20 protein-coding genes and 1 pseudogene are annotated in these 19,471 nt (G+C 59.7%); 12 read left to right on the forward strand and 9 right to left on the reverse strand.

The features are described from left to right. Nucleotides 1-73: 73 nt before the first annotated feature. Complete coding sequence (locus JUI81_RS10130) at nt 74-1,387, forward strand: FAD-binding oxidoreductase (RefSeq protein ID WP_019580478.1); 1,314 nt, start codon at nt 74-76, stop codon at nt 1,385-1,387. A gap of 46 nt (nt 1,388-1,433) precedes the next feature. Here the strand turns inward: JUI81_RS10130 and JUI81_RS10135 are convergent, their stop codons facing one another. Then, the gene (locus JUI81_RS10135; RefSeq protein ID WP_028939146.1) at nt 1,434-1,679 is read right to left on the reverse strand and encodes a DUF1127 domain-containing protein; all 246 of its coding nucleotides are present in this window, start codon (nt 1,677-1,679) and stop codon (nt 1,434-1,436) included. A gap of 179 nt (nt 1,680-1,858) precedes the next feature. Here JUI81_RS10135 and JUI81_RS10140 point away from each other — a divergent pair, with 179 nt between their 5' ends. Together JUI81_RS10140 and JUI81_RS10145 are read left to right on the forward strand one after the other, a co-directional pair. Then, nucleotides 1,859-3,280 (forward strand): PLP-dependent aminotransferase family protein, encoded by a 1,422-nt coding sequence (locus JUI81_RS10140; protein WP_204124194.1) that lies wholly within the window; start codon nt 1,859-1,861, stop codon nt 3,278-3,280. Between the two features lie 56 nt (nt 3,281-3,336). Next, nucleotides 3,337-4,917, forward strand: coding sequence for a phospholipase D family protein (locus JUI81_RS10145; protein WP_204124195.1), 1,581 nt, complete (start codon nt 3,337-3,339; stop codon nt 4,915-4,917). A 16-nt stretch (nt 4,918-4,933) separates the two neighbouring features. On the opposite strand, the gene JUI81_RS10150 is transcribed toward JUI81_RS10145, so the two are convergent. Then, nucleotides 4,934-6,076: an MFS transporter gene (locus JUI81_RS10150; protein WP_019580474.1), complete on the reverse strand. Its 1,143-nt coding sequence runs from the start codon at nt 6,074-6,076 to the stop codon at nt 4,934-4,936. Between the two features lie 189 nt (nt 6,077-6,265). Next, nucleotides 6,266-7,759, reverse strand: a complete 1,494-nt coding sequence (locus JUI81_RS10155) for an aldehyde dehydrogenase (RefSeq protein ID WP_018927494.1) — start codon at nt 7,757-7,759, stop codon at nt 6,266-6,268. 237 nt (nt 7,760-7,996) lie between these two features. Here JUI81_RS10155 and JUI81_RS10160 point away from each other — a divergent pair, with 237 nt between their 5' ends. Further along, nucleotides 7,997-8,359 carry a cupin domain-containing protein gene (locus JUI81_RS10160; protein ID WP_028939148.1) on the forward strand — a complete coding sequence of 121 codons (363 nt, stop codon included), beginning with the start codon at nt 7,997-7,999 and terminating at the stop codon, nt 8,357-8,359. 84 nt (nt 8,360-8,443) lie between these two features. Here the strand turns inward: JUI81_RS10160 and rpmG are convergent, their stop codons facing one another. Together rpmG and rpmB are read right to left on the reverse strand one after the other, a co-directional pair. After that, the gene (rpmG, locus tag JUI81_RS10165; RefSeq protein ID WP_003177274.1) at nt 8,444-8,599 is read right to left on the reverse strand and encodes a 50S ribosomal protein L33; all 156 of its coding nucleotides are present in this window, start codon (nt 8,597-8,599) and stop codon (nt 8,444-8,446) included. 11 nt (nt 8,600-8,610) lie between these two features. After that, on the reverse strand, nt 8,611-8,844 hold the full coding sequence (gene rpmB / locus JUI81_RS10170) for a 50S ribosomal protein L28 (protein ID WP_007894701.1): 234 nt from the start codon (nt 8,842-8,844) through the stop codon (nt 8,611-8,613). Between the two features lie 446 nt (nt 8,845-9,290). On the opposite strand from rpmB, the gene JUI81_RS10175 reads away from it, so the two are divergent. Further along, entirely contained in the window at nt 9,291-10,877 is a 1,587-nt protein-coding gene (locus JUI81_RS10175; protein ID WP_019580471.1) for an ABC transporter substrate-binding protein, read from the forward strand. A gap of 66 nt (nt 10,878-10,943) precedes the next feature. Here JUI81_RS10175 and radC read toward each other — a convergent pair whose 3' ends face one another. Then, the gene (gene radC, locus JUI81_RS10180) at nt 10,944-11,618 is read right to left on the reverse strand and encodes a DNA repair protein RadC (RefSeq protein ID WP_019580470.1); all 675 of its coding nucleotides are present in this window, start codon (nt 11,616-11,618) and stop codon (nt 10,944-10,946) included. Nucleotides 11,619-11,753: 135 nt separating this feature from the next. Between radC and coaBC the strand changes: the two genes are divergently transcribed. The 6 genes and pseudogenes from coaBC to JUI81_RS10210 all read left to right on the forward strand — a co-directional run bounded on the left by coaBC (nt 11,754) and on the right by JUI81_RS10210 (nt 16,471). Next, on the forward strand, nt 11,754-12,962 hold the full coding sequence (gene coaBC / locus JUI81_RS10185) for a bifunctional phosphopantothenoylcysteine decarboxylase/phosphopantothenate--cysteine ligase CoaBC (RefSeq protein ID WP_019580469.1): 1,209 nt from the start codon (nt 11,754-11,756) through the stop codon (nt 12,960-12,962). Between the two features lie 5 nt (nt 12,963-12,967). Next, nucleotides 12,968-13,423 carry a dUTP diphosphatase gene (gene dut, locus JUI81_RS10190; RefSeq protein WP_019580468.1) on the forward strand — a complete coding sequence of 152 codons (456 nt, stop codon included), beginning with the start codon at nt 12,968-12,970 and terminating at the stop codon, nt 13,421-13,423. 65 nt (nt 13,424-13,488) lie between these two features. After that, on the forward strand, nt 13,489-13,689 hold the full coding sequence (locus JUI81_RS10195; protein ID WP_019580467.1) for a hypothetical protein: 201 nt from the start codon (nt 13,489-13,491) through the stop codon (nt 13,687-13,689). A gap of 17 nt (nt 13,690-13,706) precedes the next feature. Further along, nucleotides 13,707-15,083: pseudogene (locus JUI81_RS10200) on the forward strand (phosphomannomutase/phosphoglucomutase); the annotation flags it as partial. A 25-nt stretch (nt 15,084-15,108) separates the two neighbouring features. After that, nucleotides 15,109-16,014, forward strand: coding sequence for an acetylglutamate kinase (gene argB / locus JUI81_RS10205; RefSeq protein WP_018927486.1), 906 nt, complete (start codon nt 15,109-15,111; stop codon nt 16,012-16,014). A 196-nt stretch (nt 16,015-16,210) separates the two neighbouring features. Then, nucleotides 16,211-16,471 (forward strand): hypothetical protein, encoded by a 261-nt coding sequence (locus tag JUI81_RS10210; RefSeq protein WP_019580466.1) that lies wholly within the window; start codon nt 16,211-16,213, stop codon nt 16,469-16,471. Between the two features lie 92 nt (nt 16,472-16,563). On the opposite strand, the gene pyrE is transcribed toward JUI81_RS10210, so the two are convergent. Then, the gene (gene pyrE, locus JUI81_RS10215; protein WP_018927484.1) at nt 16,564-17,208 is read right to left on the reverse strand and encodes an orotate phosphoribosyltransferase; all 645 of its coding nucleotides are present in this window, start codon (nt 17,206-17,208) and stop codon (nt 16,564-16,566) included. Between the two features lie 82 nt (nt 17,209-17,290). Here pyrE and JUI81_RS10220 point away from each other — a divergent pair, with 82 nt between their 5' ends. Continuing rightward, nucleotides 17,291-18,070 (forward strand): exodeoxyribonuclease III, encoded by a 780-nt coding sequence (locus tag JUI81_RS10220; RefSeq protein ID WP_007934608.1) that lies wholly within the window; start codon nt 17,291-17,293, stop codon nt 18,068-18,070. A 72-nt stretch (nt 18,071-18,142) separates the two neighbouring features. Here the strand turns inward: JUI81_RS10220 and JUI81_RS10225 are convergent, their stop codons facing one another. Both JUI81_RS10225 and rph read right to left on the reverse strand, forming a co-directional pair. Then, a complete protein-coding gene (locus tag JUI81_RS10225) occupies nt 18,143-18,511 on the reverse strand; it encodes a DUF4870 domain-containing protein (RefSeq protein WP_018927483.1) in 369 nt (122 codons plus the stop codon). A gap of 30 nt (nt 18,512-18,541) precedes the next feature. Continuing rightward, nucleotides 18,542-19,264: a ribonuclease PH gene (gene rph / locus JUI81_RS10230; protein ID WP_007934600.1), complete on the reverse strand. Its 723-nt coding sequence runs from the start codon at nt 19,262-19,264 to the stop codon at nt 18,542-18,544. Nucleotides 19,265-19,471 lie beyond the last annotated feature (207 nt).

The raw sequence follows: 19,471 nt of genomic DNA on the forward strand, positions 1-19,471 counted from the left end.
AATGTTGCCCGTATCCGAAGGGGCGGCTTATGCTCCGTCAACTTTTTCAAACACACGCATCAGGATGACGTCCATGAACGCCCCCGTTCAGCAACCTGCCCCTAACCACCGGCACGTCGCCTCTTATTACGCCGCCAGCAGCCTGCCGCAACCCGACCTTCCAACACTCACAGGTGAGCTGGTCGCGGACGTGTGCGTGGTGGGCGGCGGGTTCTCGGGGCTGAACACCGCGCTGGAACTGGCTGAACGAGGCTTGCGCGTGGTGCTGCTGGAAGCGCACAAGATCGGTTGGGGCGCCAGTGGACGCAATGGCGGGCAATTGATTCGCGGCGTCGGCCATGGCCTCGATCAGTTCACCAACGTGATCGGTGCAGACGGCGTGCGTCAGATGAAACTGATGGGACTGGAAGCGGTGGAAATCGTCCGACAGCGAATCGAGCGCTTTCAGATCGCTTGCGACCTGACCTGGGGTTACTGTGACCTCGCCAACAAAGCCCATGACCTGGAAGGCTTCGCTGAAGACGCCAGCGAGCTGCGCAGCCTCGGTTACCGTTACGAAACCCGTCTGCTGCAAGCTAACGAAATGCACAGCGTGGTGGGTTCCGATCGCTATGTCGGTGGTTTGATCGACATGGGCTCCGGGCATCTGCACCCACTGAACCTGGCGCTGGGCGAAGCGGCCGCCGCCCGACAATTGGGCGCTAAACTGTTCGAGCAATCGGCCGTAACCCGCATCGATTATGGCCGCGAGGTCAAGGTCCACACCGCCCGGGGCTCGGTCCGTGCCAAGACCCTGGTGCTGGGCTGCAACGCCTACCTCAACGATCTCAACCCGCAACTTGGCGGCAAGGTGCTGCCCGCCGGCAGTTACATCATCGCCACCGAACCCTTGAGTGAAGAGCAGGCTCACGCGCTGCTGCCGCAGAACATGGCGGTCTGCGATCAACGGGTAGCGCTGGATTATTACCGACTCTCGGCGGACCGCCGCCTGCTGTTCGGCGGCGCCTGCCATTATTCAGGACGCGATCCGAAAGACATCGCCGCGTACATGCGTCCGAAGATGCTGGCGGTGTTCCCGCAACTGGCCGGGGTGAAAATCGACTATCAGTGGGGCGGGATGATCGGCATCGGGGCTAATCGCCTGCCGCAGATCGGCCGGCTCAAGGAGCAACCGAATGTGTATTACGCCCAGGCCTATTCCGGTCATGGCGTAAACGCCACGCACCTGGCAGGCAAGTTGTTGGCTGAGGCCATCAGCGGCCAGCAGAGTGGTGGTTTCGATCTGTTTGCCAAGGTGCCGCACATTACCTTTCCAGGCGGCAAACATTTGCGCTCGCCGTTGTTGGCCCTGGGGATGTTGTGGCATCGACTTAAAGAGTTGGTTTGAGGAAGATGATCGTTCCCTCGCTCCTGCGTGGGAACGATCAACAGTACTAGATCCGCCAGAAAGGTTTAAGCCCCTCCTCCCGCGCCTGCTCCCGACTCAACCCGACATCCTTGAGTTGCTCCGGCGTCAGCTCCAACAACGCCTTACGCGTGTGCAGACGATGCCAGAACAGACCCCAGCGACCCAGGCAGGACGGTGCGTTGCGCATAATTGCCTCGCGCGCGCCGTTCTGTTGCCCTGCCGCCAGTTCCTGACTGTGTAACGTCAGCCGCACATCGCTCAAGCCGTTCATTTTCGTCGCTCCTGTTTACTTGGGTAGCCAGAGCTTTCATGATGCGCGGACGGCAAAAAGCATTACAGATTCAACAGAGCAGTATTAATTCCATACAGCTTTTCTGTTTCAGCCTCTGAATCGCTTATTTTTGCCCTATCTGTATTGGTTAACCGAATCACCCACATCGAGACTGCACCATGACCCTTTACGTCAACCTCGCCGAGTTGCTCGGCACACGTATCGAACAGGGCTTCTATCGCCCCGGTGACCGGCTGCCCTCGGTACGGGCGCTGAGTGTCGAGCACGGGGTCAGTCTGAGCACGGTGCAACAGGCCTATCGAGTGCTGGAGGACGTGGGCCTGGCGATGCCCAAACCCAAATCCGGCTATTTCGTACCGGTGAGCCGCGAACTGCCAGAGCTCCCCGTGGTTGGCCGCCCAGCCCAACGACCGGTGGATATTTCACAGTGGGATCAGGTGCTGGAACTGATCCGCGCCGTGCCGCGCAAGGATGTCGTGCAATTGGGCCGCGGCATGCCGGATATCACCTCGCCGACCATGAAACCGCTGCTGCGCAATCTGGCGCAAATCAGCCGTCGGCAGGACATGCCCGGCCTGTATTACGACAATATCTACGGCACCCTGGAGCTGCGCGAGCAGATCGCTCGCCTGATGCTCGACTCCGGCTGCCAGTTGAGCGCCAACGATCTGGTGGTCACCACCGGTTGCCACGAAGCGCTGTCCACCAGCATCCGCGCCATCTGCGAGCCCGGCGACATCGTGGCGGTTGATTCACCAAGCTTTCACGGCGCCATGCAGACGCTCAAGGGGCTGGGCATGAAAGCCCTGGAAATTCCCACCGACCCGCTCACCGGCATCAGCCTCGAAGCGTTGGAGCTGGCGTTGGAGCAATGGCCGATCAAGGCCATACAGTTGACCCCCAACTGCAACAACCCACTGGGCTACATCATGCCCGAGTCACGCAAACGTGCGCTGTTGACGCTCGCGCAGCGTTTTGACGTGGCGATTATCGAGGACGATGTGTATGGCGAACTGGCCTACACCTACCCACGCCCGCGCACGATCAAATCCTTCGACGAAGACGGCCGCGTCCTGCTCTGCAGTTCCTTTTCCAAGACCCTGGCACCGGGCCTGCGCATTGGCTGGGTGGCACCGGGCCGTTATCTGGAACGGGTGCTGCACATGAAGTACATCAGCACCGGCTGCACCGCGCCGCAGCCACAGATTGCAATTGCCGAATTTCTCAAGGCCGGACACTTCGAACCACATTTGCGGCGGATGCGGATGCAATACCAGCGCAATCGCGACGTAATGATCGATTGGGTCACCCGTTATTTCCCCGCCGGTACCCGCGCCAGTCGTCCGCAAGGAAGCTTCATGCTGTGGGTCGAACTGCCGGAGGGCTTTGACACCCTGAAACTCAATCGTGCACTGCATGATCAAGGCGTACAGATTGCCGTGGGCAGTATCTTTTCCGCCTCGGGCAAATACCGTAATTGCCTGCGGATGAACTACGCTGCCAAAACGACCCCGCAGATTGAAGAAGCTGTGCGCAAGGTCGGTGCGACAGCAATCAAACTGCTGGCGGAAACCGACTGACCTTTCTTCGGGATACGGCGTCCATATGCTATCCGCCACCATCCGGAATACGCGCCGTGGGAATCAGACAGCCCCTGCTTGCTCTTCTGTTACTCGCCTCACTTCTGGGTGGCTGTACGACACTCAATATCCCTCGCGAACCGAGCCAGGCCCTGCCGGCCGCCGACTCTGCTTTTGGCCGTTCGATCCAGGCCCAGGCCGCTCCCCACCAGGGCCAGTCGGGCTTCCGCTTGCTGTCCGATAGCACCGAGGCCTTCACCGCTCGCGCCGAGCTGATTCGAAATGCCCAAAGCAGCCTCGACTTGCAGTACTACATCGTCCATGACGGCATCAGCACACGGATACTGATAAGCGAGCTGCTCAAGGCCGCCGACCGCGGTGTACGGGTGCGGATTCTGCTCGACGACACCACCAGCGATGGCCTGGATCAGATCATCGCAACCCTCGCTGTCCATCCGAAGATTCAGATCCGCGTCTTCAACCCGCTGCACCTGGGCCGCAGCACCGTCGTGACGCGTACCATGGGCCGGCTGTTCAACCTGTCGCAGCAACATCGCCGCATGCACAACAAACTGTGGGTGGCGGACAATAGCGTGGCAATCGTTGGCGGGCGCAATCTGGGGGACGAGTACTTCGATGCCGAGCCCAACCGTAATTTCACCGATATCGACATGCTCAGCGTCGGCCCGGTTGCCCAGCAGCTGGGGCATAGCTTCGACGAGTATTGGAACAGCGCTCTGAGCAAGCCGATCGAGCAGTTTCTCTCGATCAGGCCGACACCCAAGGACCTGGAAAATACCCGGACGCGACTGGACGAATCCCTGGAGGAAACGCGCAAACAGAATCACGCGCTCTACCAACAGTTGATGACCTATACCACTCATCCTCGCCTGGAGACCTGGCGCCAGGAGCTGATCTGGGCCTGGAACCAAGCGCTGTGGGACGCACCAACCAAGGTGCTGGCCGACGGCGAGCCGGCTCCGTACTTGCAGCTGTCCACCCAGTTGGCACCCGAGCTCAATGGAGTCAGCAAGGAGTTGATCATGGTCTCGCCCTACATCGTACCCGCCCAACCGGGCCTGGTGTACCTGACCGGTCGCGCCGATGCCGGCGTGTCGATAAGTTTGCTGACCAATTCACTGGAAGCCACCGATGTGCCGGCCACGCACGGTGGTTACGCACCTTATCGCAAAGCCTTGCTGGAGCATGGCGTGCAGCTGTTCGAATTACGCCGCCAGCCCGGCGACAATGGAGGCAGCGGCAGCGGACCGAGCCTGTTTCACAGCGGGAGCAGCTCCTCCCGTAGCTCCGACTCCAGCCTGCACAGCAAGGCGATGGTATTCGACCGACAAAAAGCCTTCATCGGCTCGTTCAATTTCGACCCGCGCTCGGTACTGTGGAACACCGAAGTCGGAGTACTGGTGGACAACCCACAGCTCGCCGGACGGGTGCGTGAATTGGCGCTGGAGGGTATGGCGCCCCCTCTCAGCTATCAGGTCCGACTGGAAAAGGGCCAGATGGTCTGGGCCACTGAAGATGACGACAAGCCGCACACACTGACCAAAGAACCGGGAAGTTGGTGGCAGCATTTCAATTCATGGCTCAGCAGCATGGTCGGCCTGGAGCGGATGCTGTAGCTTGAGTTGCCAGGATCTACGCCGGCTGCACCGTCCCAAACGCCCCTTGCCGCGATACCAGAATCACCAACCCCAACGCGCCCGCCGCCATCAGCAACGGCAAGGCATGCCCGCTGATCCACTGGCTCCCGGCACCGGCCGCCAACGGCCCGATCAGGCAACCGATCCCCCACAGCTGCGCGATATGGGCATTGGCCCGCACCAGCGCATCGTCGCGATAACGCTCACCGATCAGGATCAGCGACAAGGTGAACAGACCGCCAGCGCTGGCGCCAAACAACACCCACAGCGGCCAGATCAGCAACGTATCGATCAGCAATGGAATCGCCAGGCTCGACAGCAGCAAGAGCATCGCGCAGCCGGTAAACAATGTACGCCGCGACAAGCGATCAGCCAGCGCACCAATCGGCAATTGCAACAAGGCATCCCCCACCACCACCGTACTGACCATCGCCAGGGCGATTTCCGTGGTGAAGCCCTGACGCAGGCAGTAGACCGGCAACAAGGTCAGGATCATCGCTTCGAACGCAGCAAACAGCGACACCGCCCAGGCAATTGCCGGCAGGCCGCGGCAGAAGTTCAGCAAATCGTTGAGGGTCACGCTGCAGGCCTCACTGGTGGGCGCTCCGCTACGGCCCAGCAGCAGGAACGGTGACGTCATCAGCAAACCGACGCCCACCCAGAAACCGTAATCGTGCTCGGTGCCCAACGCCCCCAACAGTAGCGGCCCGGCCAGCTGACTCAGCGCATAACTGCTGCCATACAGCGCTACCAATCGGCCGCGCCATTGCTCGACCACCAGTTGGTTGATCCAGCTTTCACCAAGGATGAAGACGAGTGTCAGGATCACCCCGATCATCAACCGCAGCACCAGCCAGATCGGGTAGCTCGGCCATAGCGCCAGCAAGCCGATGGACACCGCCCCGGCCCACAGGCACAGGCGCATCAGATTGGCCGTGCCAAGACGGGCCGCGAGATGGCTGGAGATCTTCGCCCCCAGCAACACGCCAATGGCCGGCATCGCCGCCATCACGCCAATCGCGAACGAGCCGTAACCCCAGCCTTCCAGGCGCAGCGACACTAACGGCATGCTGACGCCCAGGGCCAGGCCGACACTCAAGACAGACGCCAAGACGGCGAAATAAGTCGCCCAACGCATGTTCCACGCTCCTGTGGATTGTTATTTTTACTGGCCGCACAAAGTAAATGTGGGAGCGGGCTTGCTCGCGAAGAGGCCATCACATCCAACATCATCGTTGGCTGTTACGGCGCCTTCGCGAGCAAGCCCGCTCCCACAGGGGATCTGTGTCGCTCGGGAGCCCGATGTTCGATCGGGCTCCACACAGGCTTACAGCTTGATCCAGGTCGCCTTCAGCTCGGTGTACTTGTCGAACGCGTGCAATGACTTGTCGCGACCGTTCCCGGACTGTTTGAAGCCACCGAACGGCGCGGTCATGTCGCCGCCATCGTACTGGTTGACCCAAACGCTACCCGCACGCAATGCCTTGGCGGTGAGGTGGGCCTTCGAGATGTCCGTGGTCCATACTGCCGCCGCGAGGCCGTAAGGGGTGTCGTTGGCAATCGCAACGGCTTCTTCGGCGGTATCGAACGTGATCACCGACAACACCGGGCCAAAGATTTCTTCCTGGGCAATTTTCATCGCGTTGCTGACACCGTCGAAAATCGTCGGCTCGACGTAGGTGCCCCCGGTCTCCTGAAGAATACGCTTGCCGCCAGCCACCAGTTTGGCGCCATCGGAGTGACCGGATTCGATGTAGGACAGCACGGTGTTCATCTGCTGGGTATCCACCAGCGCACCGACGTTGGTCGCCGGGTCCAGCGGATTGCCTGGCTTCCAGGCCTTGAGGGCTTCGATTACCAGCGGCAGGAATTTGTCTTTGATCGAACGCTCGACCAGCAAGCGCGAACCGGCGGTGCAGACTTCGCCCTGGTTGAAGGCAATAGCGCTGGCAGCCGATTCGGCGGCGGCTTGCAGGTCCGGCGCATCGGCGAACACGATGTTCGGGCTCTTGCCACCGGCTTCGAGCCAGACACGCTTCATGTTCGATTCGCCGGAGTAGATCAGCAGTTGCTTGGCGATCTTGGTCGAACCGGTGAACACCAGGGTATCGACATCATTGTGCAAGGCCAGGGCCTTGCCGACGGTATGACCGTAACCCGGCAGCACGTTCAGCACACCTTTCGGAATACCGGCTTCAACCGCCAGCGCTGCAATGCGAATGGCGGTCAGCGGTGATTTTTCGGAAGGCTTGAGGATCACCGAGTTACCGGTAGACAGCGCCGGGCCGAGTTTCCAGCAGGCCATCATCAACGGGAAGTTCCACGGCACGATCGCACCGACCACGCCAACCGGCTCGCGAGTCACCAGCCCCAGCTGATCGTGCGGGGTGGCGGCGACTTCGTCGTAGAGCTTGTCGATGGCCTCACCGCTCCAGCTCAAGGCTTGCGCCGCGCCGGGAACGTCGATGTACAGGGAATCGCTGATCGGCTTGCCCATGTCCAGGGTTTCGAGCAGGGCCAGCTCTTCGGCGTGCTGTTTCAGCAGGCCGGCAAAACGAATCATGGTGGCTTTGCGCTTGGTCGGCGCCAGGCGCGACCAAGCACCGGAATTGAACGTGGCGCGAGCGTTTTCCACGGCGCGCTGGGCGTCGGCGGCATCACAGCTGGCAATCTTGCCCAGCAGACGGCCATCGACAGGGCTGATGCACTCGAAGGTCTCACCGGAGACGGCATCGGTGTATTCGCCATTGATGTAGGCGCGGCCTTCGATCTTCAGATCGCGAGCCCGTTGTTCCCAGTCGGCACGAGTCAGGGTGGTCATACGAGTGTCCTCCTCTTATTGAATACGAGCACCCCGCGCTATTCGCGGGTGCTGTCAGGAATTCTGCCCGGCCAGCCTGTTTTTCGGCTCAAGGCAACCGTTACCCTAAACCAGCGGCGGGTGAAGTTTCAATATATTTGACATAAGGCCGTTAAACGGCCTTGCGATGTTCATTTTAATAAACATAGACTTTCAATTTTCCAGCCAGTCGCGCCGTAATCACGGGGGAATACCAGCATGAGCATTCAGGATATCGTCGATTTCAGTCAGGCCACCACCCAGCCCGATCGCTATCGGCCAGACCCGGCCAAAGTCCTCAAGGGCGACCCCGAGCAAGCGGTGTACAACCACTACAACAGCCCGTGCGGCCAGATGAGTGCAGGTGTCTGGGAAGGCGAAATCGGTCAGTGGCGGGTGAACTACACGGAACACGAATACTGCGAAATCGTTCAGGGGGTGTCAGTGCTGCGCGATGACGACGGCGGCGCCAAGACCCTGCGCGTGGGCGATCGCTTCGTGATTCCGGCCGGCTTCAAAGGCACCTGGGAAGTGCTGGAGCCGTGCCGCAAGATTTATGTGGTGTTTGAACAGAAGGCTTGAAGGTTTGTGCCACTTGAACCGACAGCCAACAAAAAAGGCCCGTATCTCGCGATATGGGCCTTTTTCGTAAGAGGGAAAAATCAATTACTTGATTTTGCCTTCTTTGTAGATCACGTGCTTGCGAACAACCGGATCATATTTCTTGATCTCGATTTTGTCCGGAGTAGTGCGCTTGTTCTTGTCAGTAGTGTAGAAGTGACCAGTACCGGCGCTCGAAATCAAACGAATCAATTCACGCATGATTAGCTCCCTTAGATCTTGCCAGCTTTGCGGATTTCGGCCAGCACGACAGTGATGCCACGCTTGTCGATGATACGCATGCCTTTGGCAGATACGCGCAGACGCACGAAACGTTTCTCTTCTTCAACCCAGAAGCGGTGATGCTGCAGGTTCGGCAGGAAACGACGACGGGTTTTGTTGTTTGCGTGGGAAATGTTATTCCCAGTCACCGGACCCTTACCGGTAACTTGACAGACTCTCGACATGCCTCAGCCCTCTAAAACCACATGCCCAACCCGGCATGGGTTGGCCGCTTAATCTCTCAGTCATTTGGCGCCAGGCGCCGCGTTTCTTTAAGGGTCTTACCGGCTACACCTACAAGCGAAGGAACCGGGCCCCTAGAAAAGAGCGCTGCTTTATACCAGAAAGACCAGAGAGCAACAACAACCGGTGTGAATTGAGTTGATAAAAACCCGGCTTTTCGGGCGCCGAGTGCCTTGGACAAAGGCTGAGCCCGATAGCGACCGCTCGTCGCAGAAAATCGGCCAACAGGCCAATCCAGGGGTTTTATCAATCGTCACCCACCGAAAACAATCGCCCATACTCCCCTCAAAATGAAAAAGGGGATAGTCATTTTCAAAAGAGCCCACTAGGGTAGGCCTTTTCCAGACTGCACTTGCAGATGGGCCTTCATCTGTAAAGGAATCCAACCATGCGCCTCGCTGCCCTACCGCTGCTGCTCGCACCGCTTCTACTGAGCCCCCTGGCCCATGCAGCCGCCCTGAGCGTCTGCACCGAGGCCAGCCCGGAAGGGTTCGATGTGGTGCAATACAACTCGTTGACCACCACCAATGCCTCGGCCGATGTGCTGATGAACCGCCTGGTGGACTTCGATACCGTCAGCGGCAAGGTGGTCGCCAGCCTCGCGGACAGCTGGGAAGTTACGCCGGACGGCCTGACTTACGTTTTCAAATTGCACCCGCAGGTGAAATTTCACCACACCGAGTACTTCAGCCCGACGCGCGACCTGACCGCCGAAGACGTCAAGTTCAGCTTCGACCGCATGCTCGACCCGGCGAACCCGTGGCACAAAGTAGCCCAGAGTGGTTTCCCACACGCTCAATCGATGCAGTTACCGACGCTGATCAAGAAGATCGACGCACTAGACCCGCTGACCATTCGCTTCACCCTCGATCACCCGGACTCGACGTTCCTGCCGACCCTGAGCATGGGCTTCGCCTCGATCTATTCGGCCGAGTACGCCGACCAACTGATGAAGGCCGGCACTCCGGAGAAGCTCAATAGCCAGCCGATCGGCAGCGGCCCGTTCATCTTCACGCGCTTCCAGAAGGATGCGTCGATTCGCTACAAGGCCAACCGCGACTACTTCCAGGGCAGGCCATCGGTGGACCCGTTGATCTTCGCAATCACTCCGGATGCCAACGTACGCCTGCAGAAATTGCGCCGCAACGAGTGCCAGATCGCCCTGTCGCCGAAACCGCTGGACGTACAGGCTGCGAAGCAGGAACCGACCTTGAAGGTGGAAAAGACTGACGCGTTCATGACCGCATTCGTCGGCATCAACAGCCAGCATCCGCCGCTGGACAAGCCGGAAGTGCGCCAGGCAATCAACCTGGCGTTCGACAAGGCCAACTACCTCAAGGCCGTATTCGAAGACACCGCCGAGCCTGCCAATGGGCCCTACCCGCCCAATACCTGGAGCTATGCCAAAAACCTGCCGGGCTACCCGCATGATGTCGAGAAAGCCCGGGCACTGATGGCCAAGGCCGGGCTCAAGAATGGCTTCCAGACCACCATCTGGACCCGCCCTTCCGGCAGCCTCCTGAATCCCAATCCGAGCCTCGGCGCACAGTTGCTTCAGTCGGACCTGGCGGAAATCGGCATTCAGGCCGAGATCCGCGTGATCGAATGGGGCGAGCTGATTCGTCGCGCCAAGGCCGGCGAACATGACCTGCTGTTCATGGGCTGGGCCGGCGACAATGGTGACCCGGACAACTTCCTCACACCGCAGTTTTCCTGCGCGGCGATCAAATCCGGCACCAACTTCGCCCGCTACTGCAACCAGGACCTGGACAAACTGATCAGCGCCGGCAAGACCACTGGCGAGCAAGGTGTGCGCACCAAGCTTTATGAACAGGCCCAGGCGCAGATCCAGCAACAGGCGTTGTGGCTGCCACTGGCTCACCCAACGGCCTTCGCCTTGACGCGCAAAGACGTCGAGGGTTATCAGGTCAGCCCGTTTGGCCGGCAGGATTACTCCAAGGTCAACTTCAAGTAATCAGCGTCGCCACAAAAGCTGTGGGAGCAGGCTCGCTCCCACAGGGACTCATCTAGCCTTTCCCCTTCACATCCACCCGTACTCGGCCATGGACAACGGATCGCCGTCACCAACGATGAAATGGTCGAGCACCCGCACATCGATCAGGTCCAGCGCCTCTTGCAGGCGCTTGGTCAGCATTCGGTCGGCTTGACTGGGGTTGGAGTTACCCGACGGATGGTTGTGGCAGAGGATCAACGCTGCGGCGTTGTGGGCTAAAGCGCGTTTAACCACTTGCCTTGGATAGACACTGGTGCTGTCGATAGAGCCACGAAACAGCACCTCAAAGGTCAGCACTTGATGCTTGGAATCCAGAAACAGACACCCGAACACCTCGTGAGGCTCGTGGCGCAGCATCGACTTCAGGTAATCACGAACCGCCTGCGGATTTTCCAGCGCCGACTTCTGGCGCGCACGCTCGGCTAAATGCCGCCTGCCCATTTCCTGTGCCGCTTGCAACTGAGCGAATTTCGCCGGCCCGAGCCCCAATTGCCTGCTGAACGCAGCCTGATCGGCTTCGAGCAATGAACGCAGGCTGCCAAACTGACTCAACAGATGTCGCGCCAGATCTACTGCACTTTTACCCGACACACCGGTACGTAAAAAAATCGCCAGCAACTCGGCGTCCGAAAGACTCGCCGAACCCAACTCAAGTAACCTCTCCCGCGGTCGCTCCGCCGCTGGCCAATCGCGAATGCTCATAACACCTCCATGTCTGTGGGCGCCGCTGTTCCGTAGCGGTCGCTGTGATATCGTAGCCCATCTTTTTTGCGGGCGATTTCACCCCTGGGGAGGGGGTATCGCCATGCAGTCATCAACGAAATGAAAGGCAGACCTATGCAGCGGCTGTATCGGAAACGCATCGTTCTGGGCGTCGGCGGCGGCATTGCTGCCTACAAGAGCGCCGAGCTGGTTCGCCGCCTGATCGACCAGGGCGCTGAAGTGCGCGTGGTCATGACCCGTGGCGGCAGCGAATTCATTACCCCGCTGACCATGCAGGCCCTGTCCGGGCACCCGGTCCACCTGGACCTGCTGGACCCGGCGGCCGAAGCCGCAATGGGCCACATCGAACTGGCCAAATGGGCCGATCTGGTATTGATCGCCCCCGCCACTGCGGACCTGATCGCTCGCCTGGCCCAAGGCATTGCCGACGACCTGCTGACCACGCTGGTGCTGGCCACCGACGCGGTAGTCGCCGTGGCGCCGGCGATGAATCAGGCCATGTGGCGCGACCCGGCGACCCAGGCCAACCTGCAAACCCTCGAAAGCCGCAACTTCAAAGTCTTCGGCCCGGCCTCCGGCAGCCAGGCCTGCGGCGACGTCGGCATGGGCCGCATGCTCGAAGCCACCGACCTCGCCCAGTGCGCGGCAGACTGCTTCCAGCGTCAGGCGCTGACCGGTAAACACGTGCTGATCACCGCCGGCCCGACCCAGGAAAACATCGACCCGGTGCGCTACATCACCAACCACAGCTCCGGCAAAATGGGCTTTGCCCTGGCCGAGGCAGCGGTGGAAGCCGGCGCCCGCGTGACCCTGATCACCGGCCCGGTGCACCTGCCGACTCCGGATCGCGTCACGCGCATCGACGTGGTCAGCGCCCGGGACATGCTCGCCGCTTGTGAAGCCGCGATTCCTTGCGACCTGTTCATCGCCTCGGCAGCGGTCGCGGATTACCGTCCGGAAGTCGTGGCCCCACAGAAACTCAAGAAAGACCCTACAAGCGGCGACGGCTTGTTGCTACAAATGGTGCGCAACCCAGACATTCTGGCCACCATCGCCACCCGTCCCGACCGTCCGTTCAGTGTCGGCTTTGCCGCCGAAACCGAACACCTGCTCGACTACGCTGCCCGCAAGTTGAAAGACAAGAACCTCGATCTGATCGTCGCCAACGACGTCGCCAACCCGAGTATTGGCTTCAACAGCGAAGAAAACGCCTGCAGCGTGATCGACCGGGAATTGCACGCCACTATTTTTGCCCAGACCAGCAAAGGCAAGATTGCCCGCCAGCTGATCACTTTTATCGCCGAACGTCTGAACCAGGTTTAATTTACATGCACGCTTTGCAAGCCAAGATCCTCGACCCACGCATCGGCACCGAATTTCCGCTGCCGCAGTACGCCACGCCCGGCTCCGCCGGCCTCGACCTGCGCGCCATGCTGGAAAAAGACACTGTCATCAAGCCGGGCGAGACCCTGCTGATCCCTACCGGCCTGTCGGTGTACATCGGCGATCCGGGCCTGGCGGCGTTGATTCTGCCGCGCTCGGGCCTGGGCCATAAGCACGGCATCGTGCTGGGCAATCTGGTCGGCCTGATCGACTCCGATTACCAGGGCCCGCTGATGGTGTCGTGCTGGAACCGTGGCCAGACCGATTTCAACATCGTTGTCGGCGAACGCCTGGCCCAATTGGTGCTGGTACCGGTGGTTCAAGCGCATTTTGAAATGGTCGAAGAGTTCGTCGAAACCCAGCGCGGCACCGGCGGGTTCGGCCACTCCGGCAGCCACTGATCATCGGCATTCAGGCTGGGAGCACTGCCTGGCCTGACCTGCCCTCTGCATTTTAAGGATGAAAATTGCACAGACGTCATCTGGAAGGTTTACCACTGGAAATCAAGGCATTGGCCGGCCAATTGCTCGCCGATGTTGATGGCATGGCCTTTTCACACCACGAACTCTCGGTGGAAAACACCGTCATACCCTTCAGTTTGAGCCTGCCGACGAGTTTTTCGCCGGCAGGTCCAGCCACTTTCAAGATGGAGCATTCCTACAGATGAGCACCCCAGCCCAAGTCGCACCCAAGTTCCCCGACAGCATCTTCCGCGCCTACGACATTCGTGGCACCGTCCCGGAATTCTTGAACGCTGAAACGGCTTATTGGCTCGGCCGCGCCATCGGCTCCCAGAGCCTGGCCCAGGGCGAACCCAATGTGTCCGTCGGCCGCGACGGTCGCCTGTCCGGCCCGGAACTGGTGGAACAACTGATTCAGGGCCTGGCCGACAGCGGTTGCCACGTCAGCGACGTCGGCCTGGTGCCAACGCCAGCGCTGTACTACGCCGCCAACGTACTGGCCGGCAAATCCGGGGTGATGCTCACCGGCAGCCACAACCCGTCGAACTACAACGGCTTCAAGATCGTCATTGCTGGCGATACCCTGGCCAACGAACAGATCCAGGCCCTGCACGACCGCCTCAAGACCAACAACCTGAGCAGCGGCAAGGGCAGCATCACCAAGGTCGAGATTCTCGACCGCTACAACACCGAAATCGTCCAGGACATCAAACTCGCCCGCCGCCTGAAAGTGGTGGTCGATTGCGGTAACGGCGCAGCCGGCGTGATTGCCCCGCAACTGATCGAAGCCCTGAACTGCGAAGTCATCCCGCTGTTCTGCGATGTCGATGGCAACTTCCCGAACCATCACCCGGACCCGGGCAAGCTGGAAAACCTGGTAGACCTGATCGCCAAGGTCAAGGAAACCAACGCCGACCTGGGCCTGGCCTTCGACGGCGATGGCGACCGCGTGGGCGTAGTCACCAACACCGGCAGCGTCGTGTTCCCGGACCGCCTGCTGATGCTGTTCGCCAAAGATGTGGTAGCACGCAACCCCGACGCGGAAATCATCTTCGACGTCAAATGCACCCGCCGCCTGATCCCGCTGATCAAGGAATATGGCGGTCGTCCGCTGATGTGGAAAACAGGTCACTCGCTGATCAAAAAGAAAATGAAACAATCCGGCGCCCTGTTGGCCGGCGAAATGAGCGGGCATATCTTCTTCAAGGAGCGCTGGTTCGGTTTCGACGACGGCATTTACAGCGCCGCGCGGCTGCTGGAGATCCTCAGCAAAGAGAAATCCACCGCGGAAGAGTTGTTCGCGACCTTCCCGAACGATATTTCTACGCCGGAAATCAATATCCATGTGACCGAAGAGAGCAAATTCAGCATCATTGATGCACTGCATGACGCACAGTGGGGTGAAGGCGCCGACCTGACCACCATTGACGGCGTGCGAGTCGACTATGCCAAAGGCTGGGGCCTGGTTCGCGCCTCCAACACCACACCGGTGCTGGTGCTGCGCTTCGAGGCCGATGACGAGGCTGAATTGCAGCGCATCAAGGATGTATTCCACGTCCAGCTGAAGCGCGTTGCACCTGATCTCCAACTACCGTTTTGATCTATTGAAGCACCCGGAGCCCTGAATGACCCTCGAACGCGAAGCCGCCGCCAACACCGCCAAGGTCCTGTCCGAAGCGCTGCCTTACATTCGCCGCTATGTCGGCAAGACGCTGGTGATCAAATACGGCGGCAACGCGATGGAAAGCGAGGAGCTGAAAACCGGCTTCGCCCGTGACATCGTGCTGATGAAAGCCGTCGGCATCAACCCGGTGGTGGTTCACGGCGGCGGCCCGCAAATCGGCGACCTGCTCAAGCGACTCTCGATCGAGAGCCACTTTGTCGATGGCATGCGCGTCACCGACGCCGCGACCATGGACGTGGTGGAAATGGTCCTCGGCGGCCAGGTCAACAAGGACATCGTCAACCTGATCAACCGTCACGGCGGCAGCGCCATCGGCCTGACTGGTAAAGACGCCGAGCTGATTCGCGCGAAGAAGCTCACCGTCACCCGCCAGACCCCTGAGATGACCCAGCCGGAAATCATCGACATCGGCCACGTCGGCGAAGTGGTCGGGATCAACACCGACCTGCTGAACCTGCTGGTCAAAGGCGATTTCATTCCGGTGATCGCGCCGATCGGCGTCGGTGCCAACGGCGAGTCGTACAACATCAACGCCGATCTGGTGGCCGGTAAAGTGGCCGAGGCTCTGAAAGCTGAGAAGCTGATGCTGCTGACCAACATTGCCGGCCTGATGGACAAGAGCGGCAAGGTCCTGACCGGCCTGAGCACCCAGCAAGTCGACGATCTGATCGCCGACGGCACCATTTACGGCGGCATGCTGCCGAAGATCCGTTGCGCACTGGAAGCGGTACAGGGTGGCGTGGGCAGCTCGCTGATCATTGATGGCCGGGTGCCAAATGCAATTCTGCTGGAAATCTTCACCGACACCGGTGTGGGTACGCTGATCAGCAATCGCAAGCGTCCCTGATTCAAAACCTTAAAAAGATCGCAGCCTTCGGCAGCACCTACGGATTTCGGATGTACGAAAAACCTGTAGGAGCTGACGAAGTCTGCGATCTTTTTTATGCGCGCCGGAAATGCCTGACCTGATTGGGCGAAACGTCCGACTTCACGAAGAAAGCAATCTGCATAGGATCTTCTCTGAATCCACAGGAGGTCTACCCATGCAAAAAGACTACGTCCCTTACGGCAGCGATGTTTCACCTGGCACCTATGCCTGTGTCGATTGCGGTCACGAATACTCGAATCAGGGCAAAACATCGATGCCGCCCTGCCCGCAACTCCGCAAAACCGCACACACCCGTCATGGCTGGAGAATTCTGACTGGCCAGGGCGATGCTGTGGCTGATCCGTACCCGGAGAAAACCAATAAACCCACCGGGATCAAAAAGGCCGAGACATTCAGCAGCACCAGCAAAAAATAAAGCTGGGGGACTGGGCCATACATAAACAAAAGACCCCGCTCAGCTTGCTGAGCGGGGTCTTTTGCTGGCCTGCGATCCCTGTGGGAGCGTGGTTACACGCCGAACTGGGCGCGGTAGGCTTCAACCGCAGGCAAATGTTGCTTGAGCTGCGGATCGTCAGCCAGGAACTCCAGCACCTGGTTCAGCGAAACGATGCTGATCACTGGAATGCCGAAGTCACGTTCCACTTCCTGGATGGCCGACAACTCACCGTTGCCACGCTCCTGACGGTTCAGGGCGATCAGCACACCGGCAGCTTTGGCGCCGTCCTGGGAAGCGATGATCTGCATCACTTCACGGATGGCGGTGCCCGCGGTGATCACGTCGTCGATGATCAGCACGTCGCCAGTCAATGGCGCGCCGACCAGGCTTCCACCTTCGCCATGGGCCTTGGCTTCCTTGCGGTTGAAGCACCATGGCAGGTCACGGTCGTGATGTTCGGCCAGCGCCACGGCGGTGGCTGCCGCCAACGGGATGCCTTTGTAGGCCGGGCCGAACAGTACGTCGAAGGAAATACCGCTCTCGACGATGGCTGCCGCGTAGAAACGGCCCAACTGCGCCAGGGCCTTCCCTGAGTTGAACAGGCCGGCATTGAAGAAGTATGGACTGGTGCGCCCGGACTTCAGGGTGAACTCACCGAAGCGCAAAACGCCGCGATCGATGGCAAAACGAATGAAATCGCGTTGATACGCTTGCATGAAAAAAACCCCAAATACCACGGATTTAGCTAATTAGGTAGACGCCGTGTATCATACCCGCACGCGATTTTTGGGGCCACTTATGCGGATCATCAGTGTGAACGTCAATGGTATTCAGGCTGCAGTCGAGCGTGGTTTGCTCAGTTGGCTGCAAGCACAGAATGCCGACGTCATCTGCCTGCAGGACACCCGCGCCTCCGCCTTTGAACTGGACGATCCAGCCTTCCAACTGGATGGCTACTTCCTTTATGCCTGCGAAGCCGAAGTTCCCGCCCAAGGTGGCGTGGCTTTGTACTCGCGGTTGCAACCGAAGGCTGTCATCAGCGGTCTCGGCTTCGAGACGGCCGACCGCTACGGGCGCTACCTGCAAGCCGATTTCGACAAGGTCAGCATCGCGACCTTGCTGCTCCCTTCGGGGCAGAATGGCGATGAAGACTTGAACCAGAAGTTCAAGCTAATGGACGACTTCGCCCGTTATCTGGATAAACAGCGACGCAAACGTCGCGAGTACATTTATTGTGGCTCGCTGTACGTGGCGCAACAGAAGCTGGATATCAAGAACTGGCGCGACAGCCAGCAATCCCCGGGCTTCCTGGCGCCTGAGCGTGCCTGGATGGACGAGATTGTCGGCAACATGGGTTATGTCGACGCCCTGCGGGAAGTCAGCCGCGAAGGCGACCAGTACAGCTGGTGGCCGGACAACGAACAGGCCGAGATGCTCAACCTGGGCTGGCGTTTCGACTACCAGTTGCTGACCCCTGGCCTGCGCCGCTTCGTACGCAGCGCACGCCTGCCACGTCAGCCACGGTTCTCGCAGCACGCACCGCTGATCGTGGACTACGACTGGACGCTGACCATCTAAGCGTCTTTTCGCAGATGCAAAAAAGCCGACATCGCTGTCGGCTTTTTTGTGCGCGCTGATTTTTACTGCCTGTTATTTGATCAACCGCCAGGTGAAGGGATAGCGGTAAGGCACCCCGTCATTGGCCTTGAGCCCGGCAATGATGCACAGCACCATCGCCCCGATCAGGACCAGCGGCAGCAGCGCAAAACCGATCAACACCAGCATCAGCACGTAACAGATGCCCGAGACCAGGGCCACGGTGATCTGAAAGTTCAGCGCTTCTTTGCCTTGGGCATCGATGAACGGGTCGGCTTCACGCTTCCACTGCCAGAGTATCAGCGGCCCGATCAGGTGACCGAACGGAAACCAGACACCGAGAAACGCCGAGAGGTGACAAAACATCGCCCACTGGCGAGCCTCGGAGCTCGGGGTGGGAAGCAACTGCTGTTCATCACTCATGGCGCTCTCCTTTGCCGGACATCAACACAATCAGTCAGCCAGTGCAGCCTTCTGCAGTTCGAAAATCTCGATCATGCCTTTCTTCGCCAGTGCCAGCATCGCGTTCAGCTCTTCCGGCTGGAACGGTGCGCCTTCGGCGGTGCCCTGGACTTCGATGAAACCACCAGTGCTGGTCATCACCACGTTGAGGTCAGTCTCGGCAGCCGAGTCTTCCAGGTAGTCGAGGTCAAGCACAGGTTCGCCCTGATACATGCCCACCGAAACGGCAGCGATCATTTGCTTGAGCGGGTCGCCACCTTTGAGGCCGCCGCGCTTCTTGATCACTTTCAAGGCATCGACCAGTGCAACCATGGCGCCGGTGATGGAGGCGGTGCGGGTGCCGCCATCAGCCTGGATCACATCGCAGTCGACGTACAAGGTGACGTCGCCCAGCTTGGACATGTCCAGCGCAGCGCGCAGGGAACGACCGATCAGACGCTGGATTTCCAGAGTGCGGCCGCCTTGCTTGCCGCGGCTCGCCTCACGCTGGTTACGCTCGCCAGTGGCGCGCGGCAGCATGCCGTATTCAGCGGTCAACCAGCCCTGGCCCTGCCCCTTGAGGAAACGCGGCACGCCGTTCTCGACGCTGACGGTGCAGATGACCTTGGTATCACCGAACTCGACCAGTACAGATCCCTCGGCGTGTTTGGTGTAGTTGCGGGTAATGCGGATCGAGCGGAGCTGATCGGCAGCGCGACCACTTGGACGTTTCATAGGGATTACCTGTACGGGGGACGGAAAACTGCCGAGCATTATAGAGCCGTGGGCCGCGAGTGGGCACTTCTAAAAAAATCACCCGACGATTGAAGGCTCTGAATAGAGCGTAGCCGACGGCCTGCAGCTCATTGTCACCGCGTGTGATTGGGCGCATCCGCCCCACTGCGCTACAATCCTGCGCCTTTGCTGCCTGTCGGCTTTAAT

Origin of the sequence: Pseudomonas sp. 008 (genome assembly GCF_016861935.1) — a bacterium.
Classification (GTDB): Bacteria; Pseudomonadota; Gammaproteobacteria; order Pseudomonadales; family Pseudomonadaceae; genus Aquipseudomonas.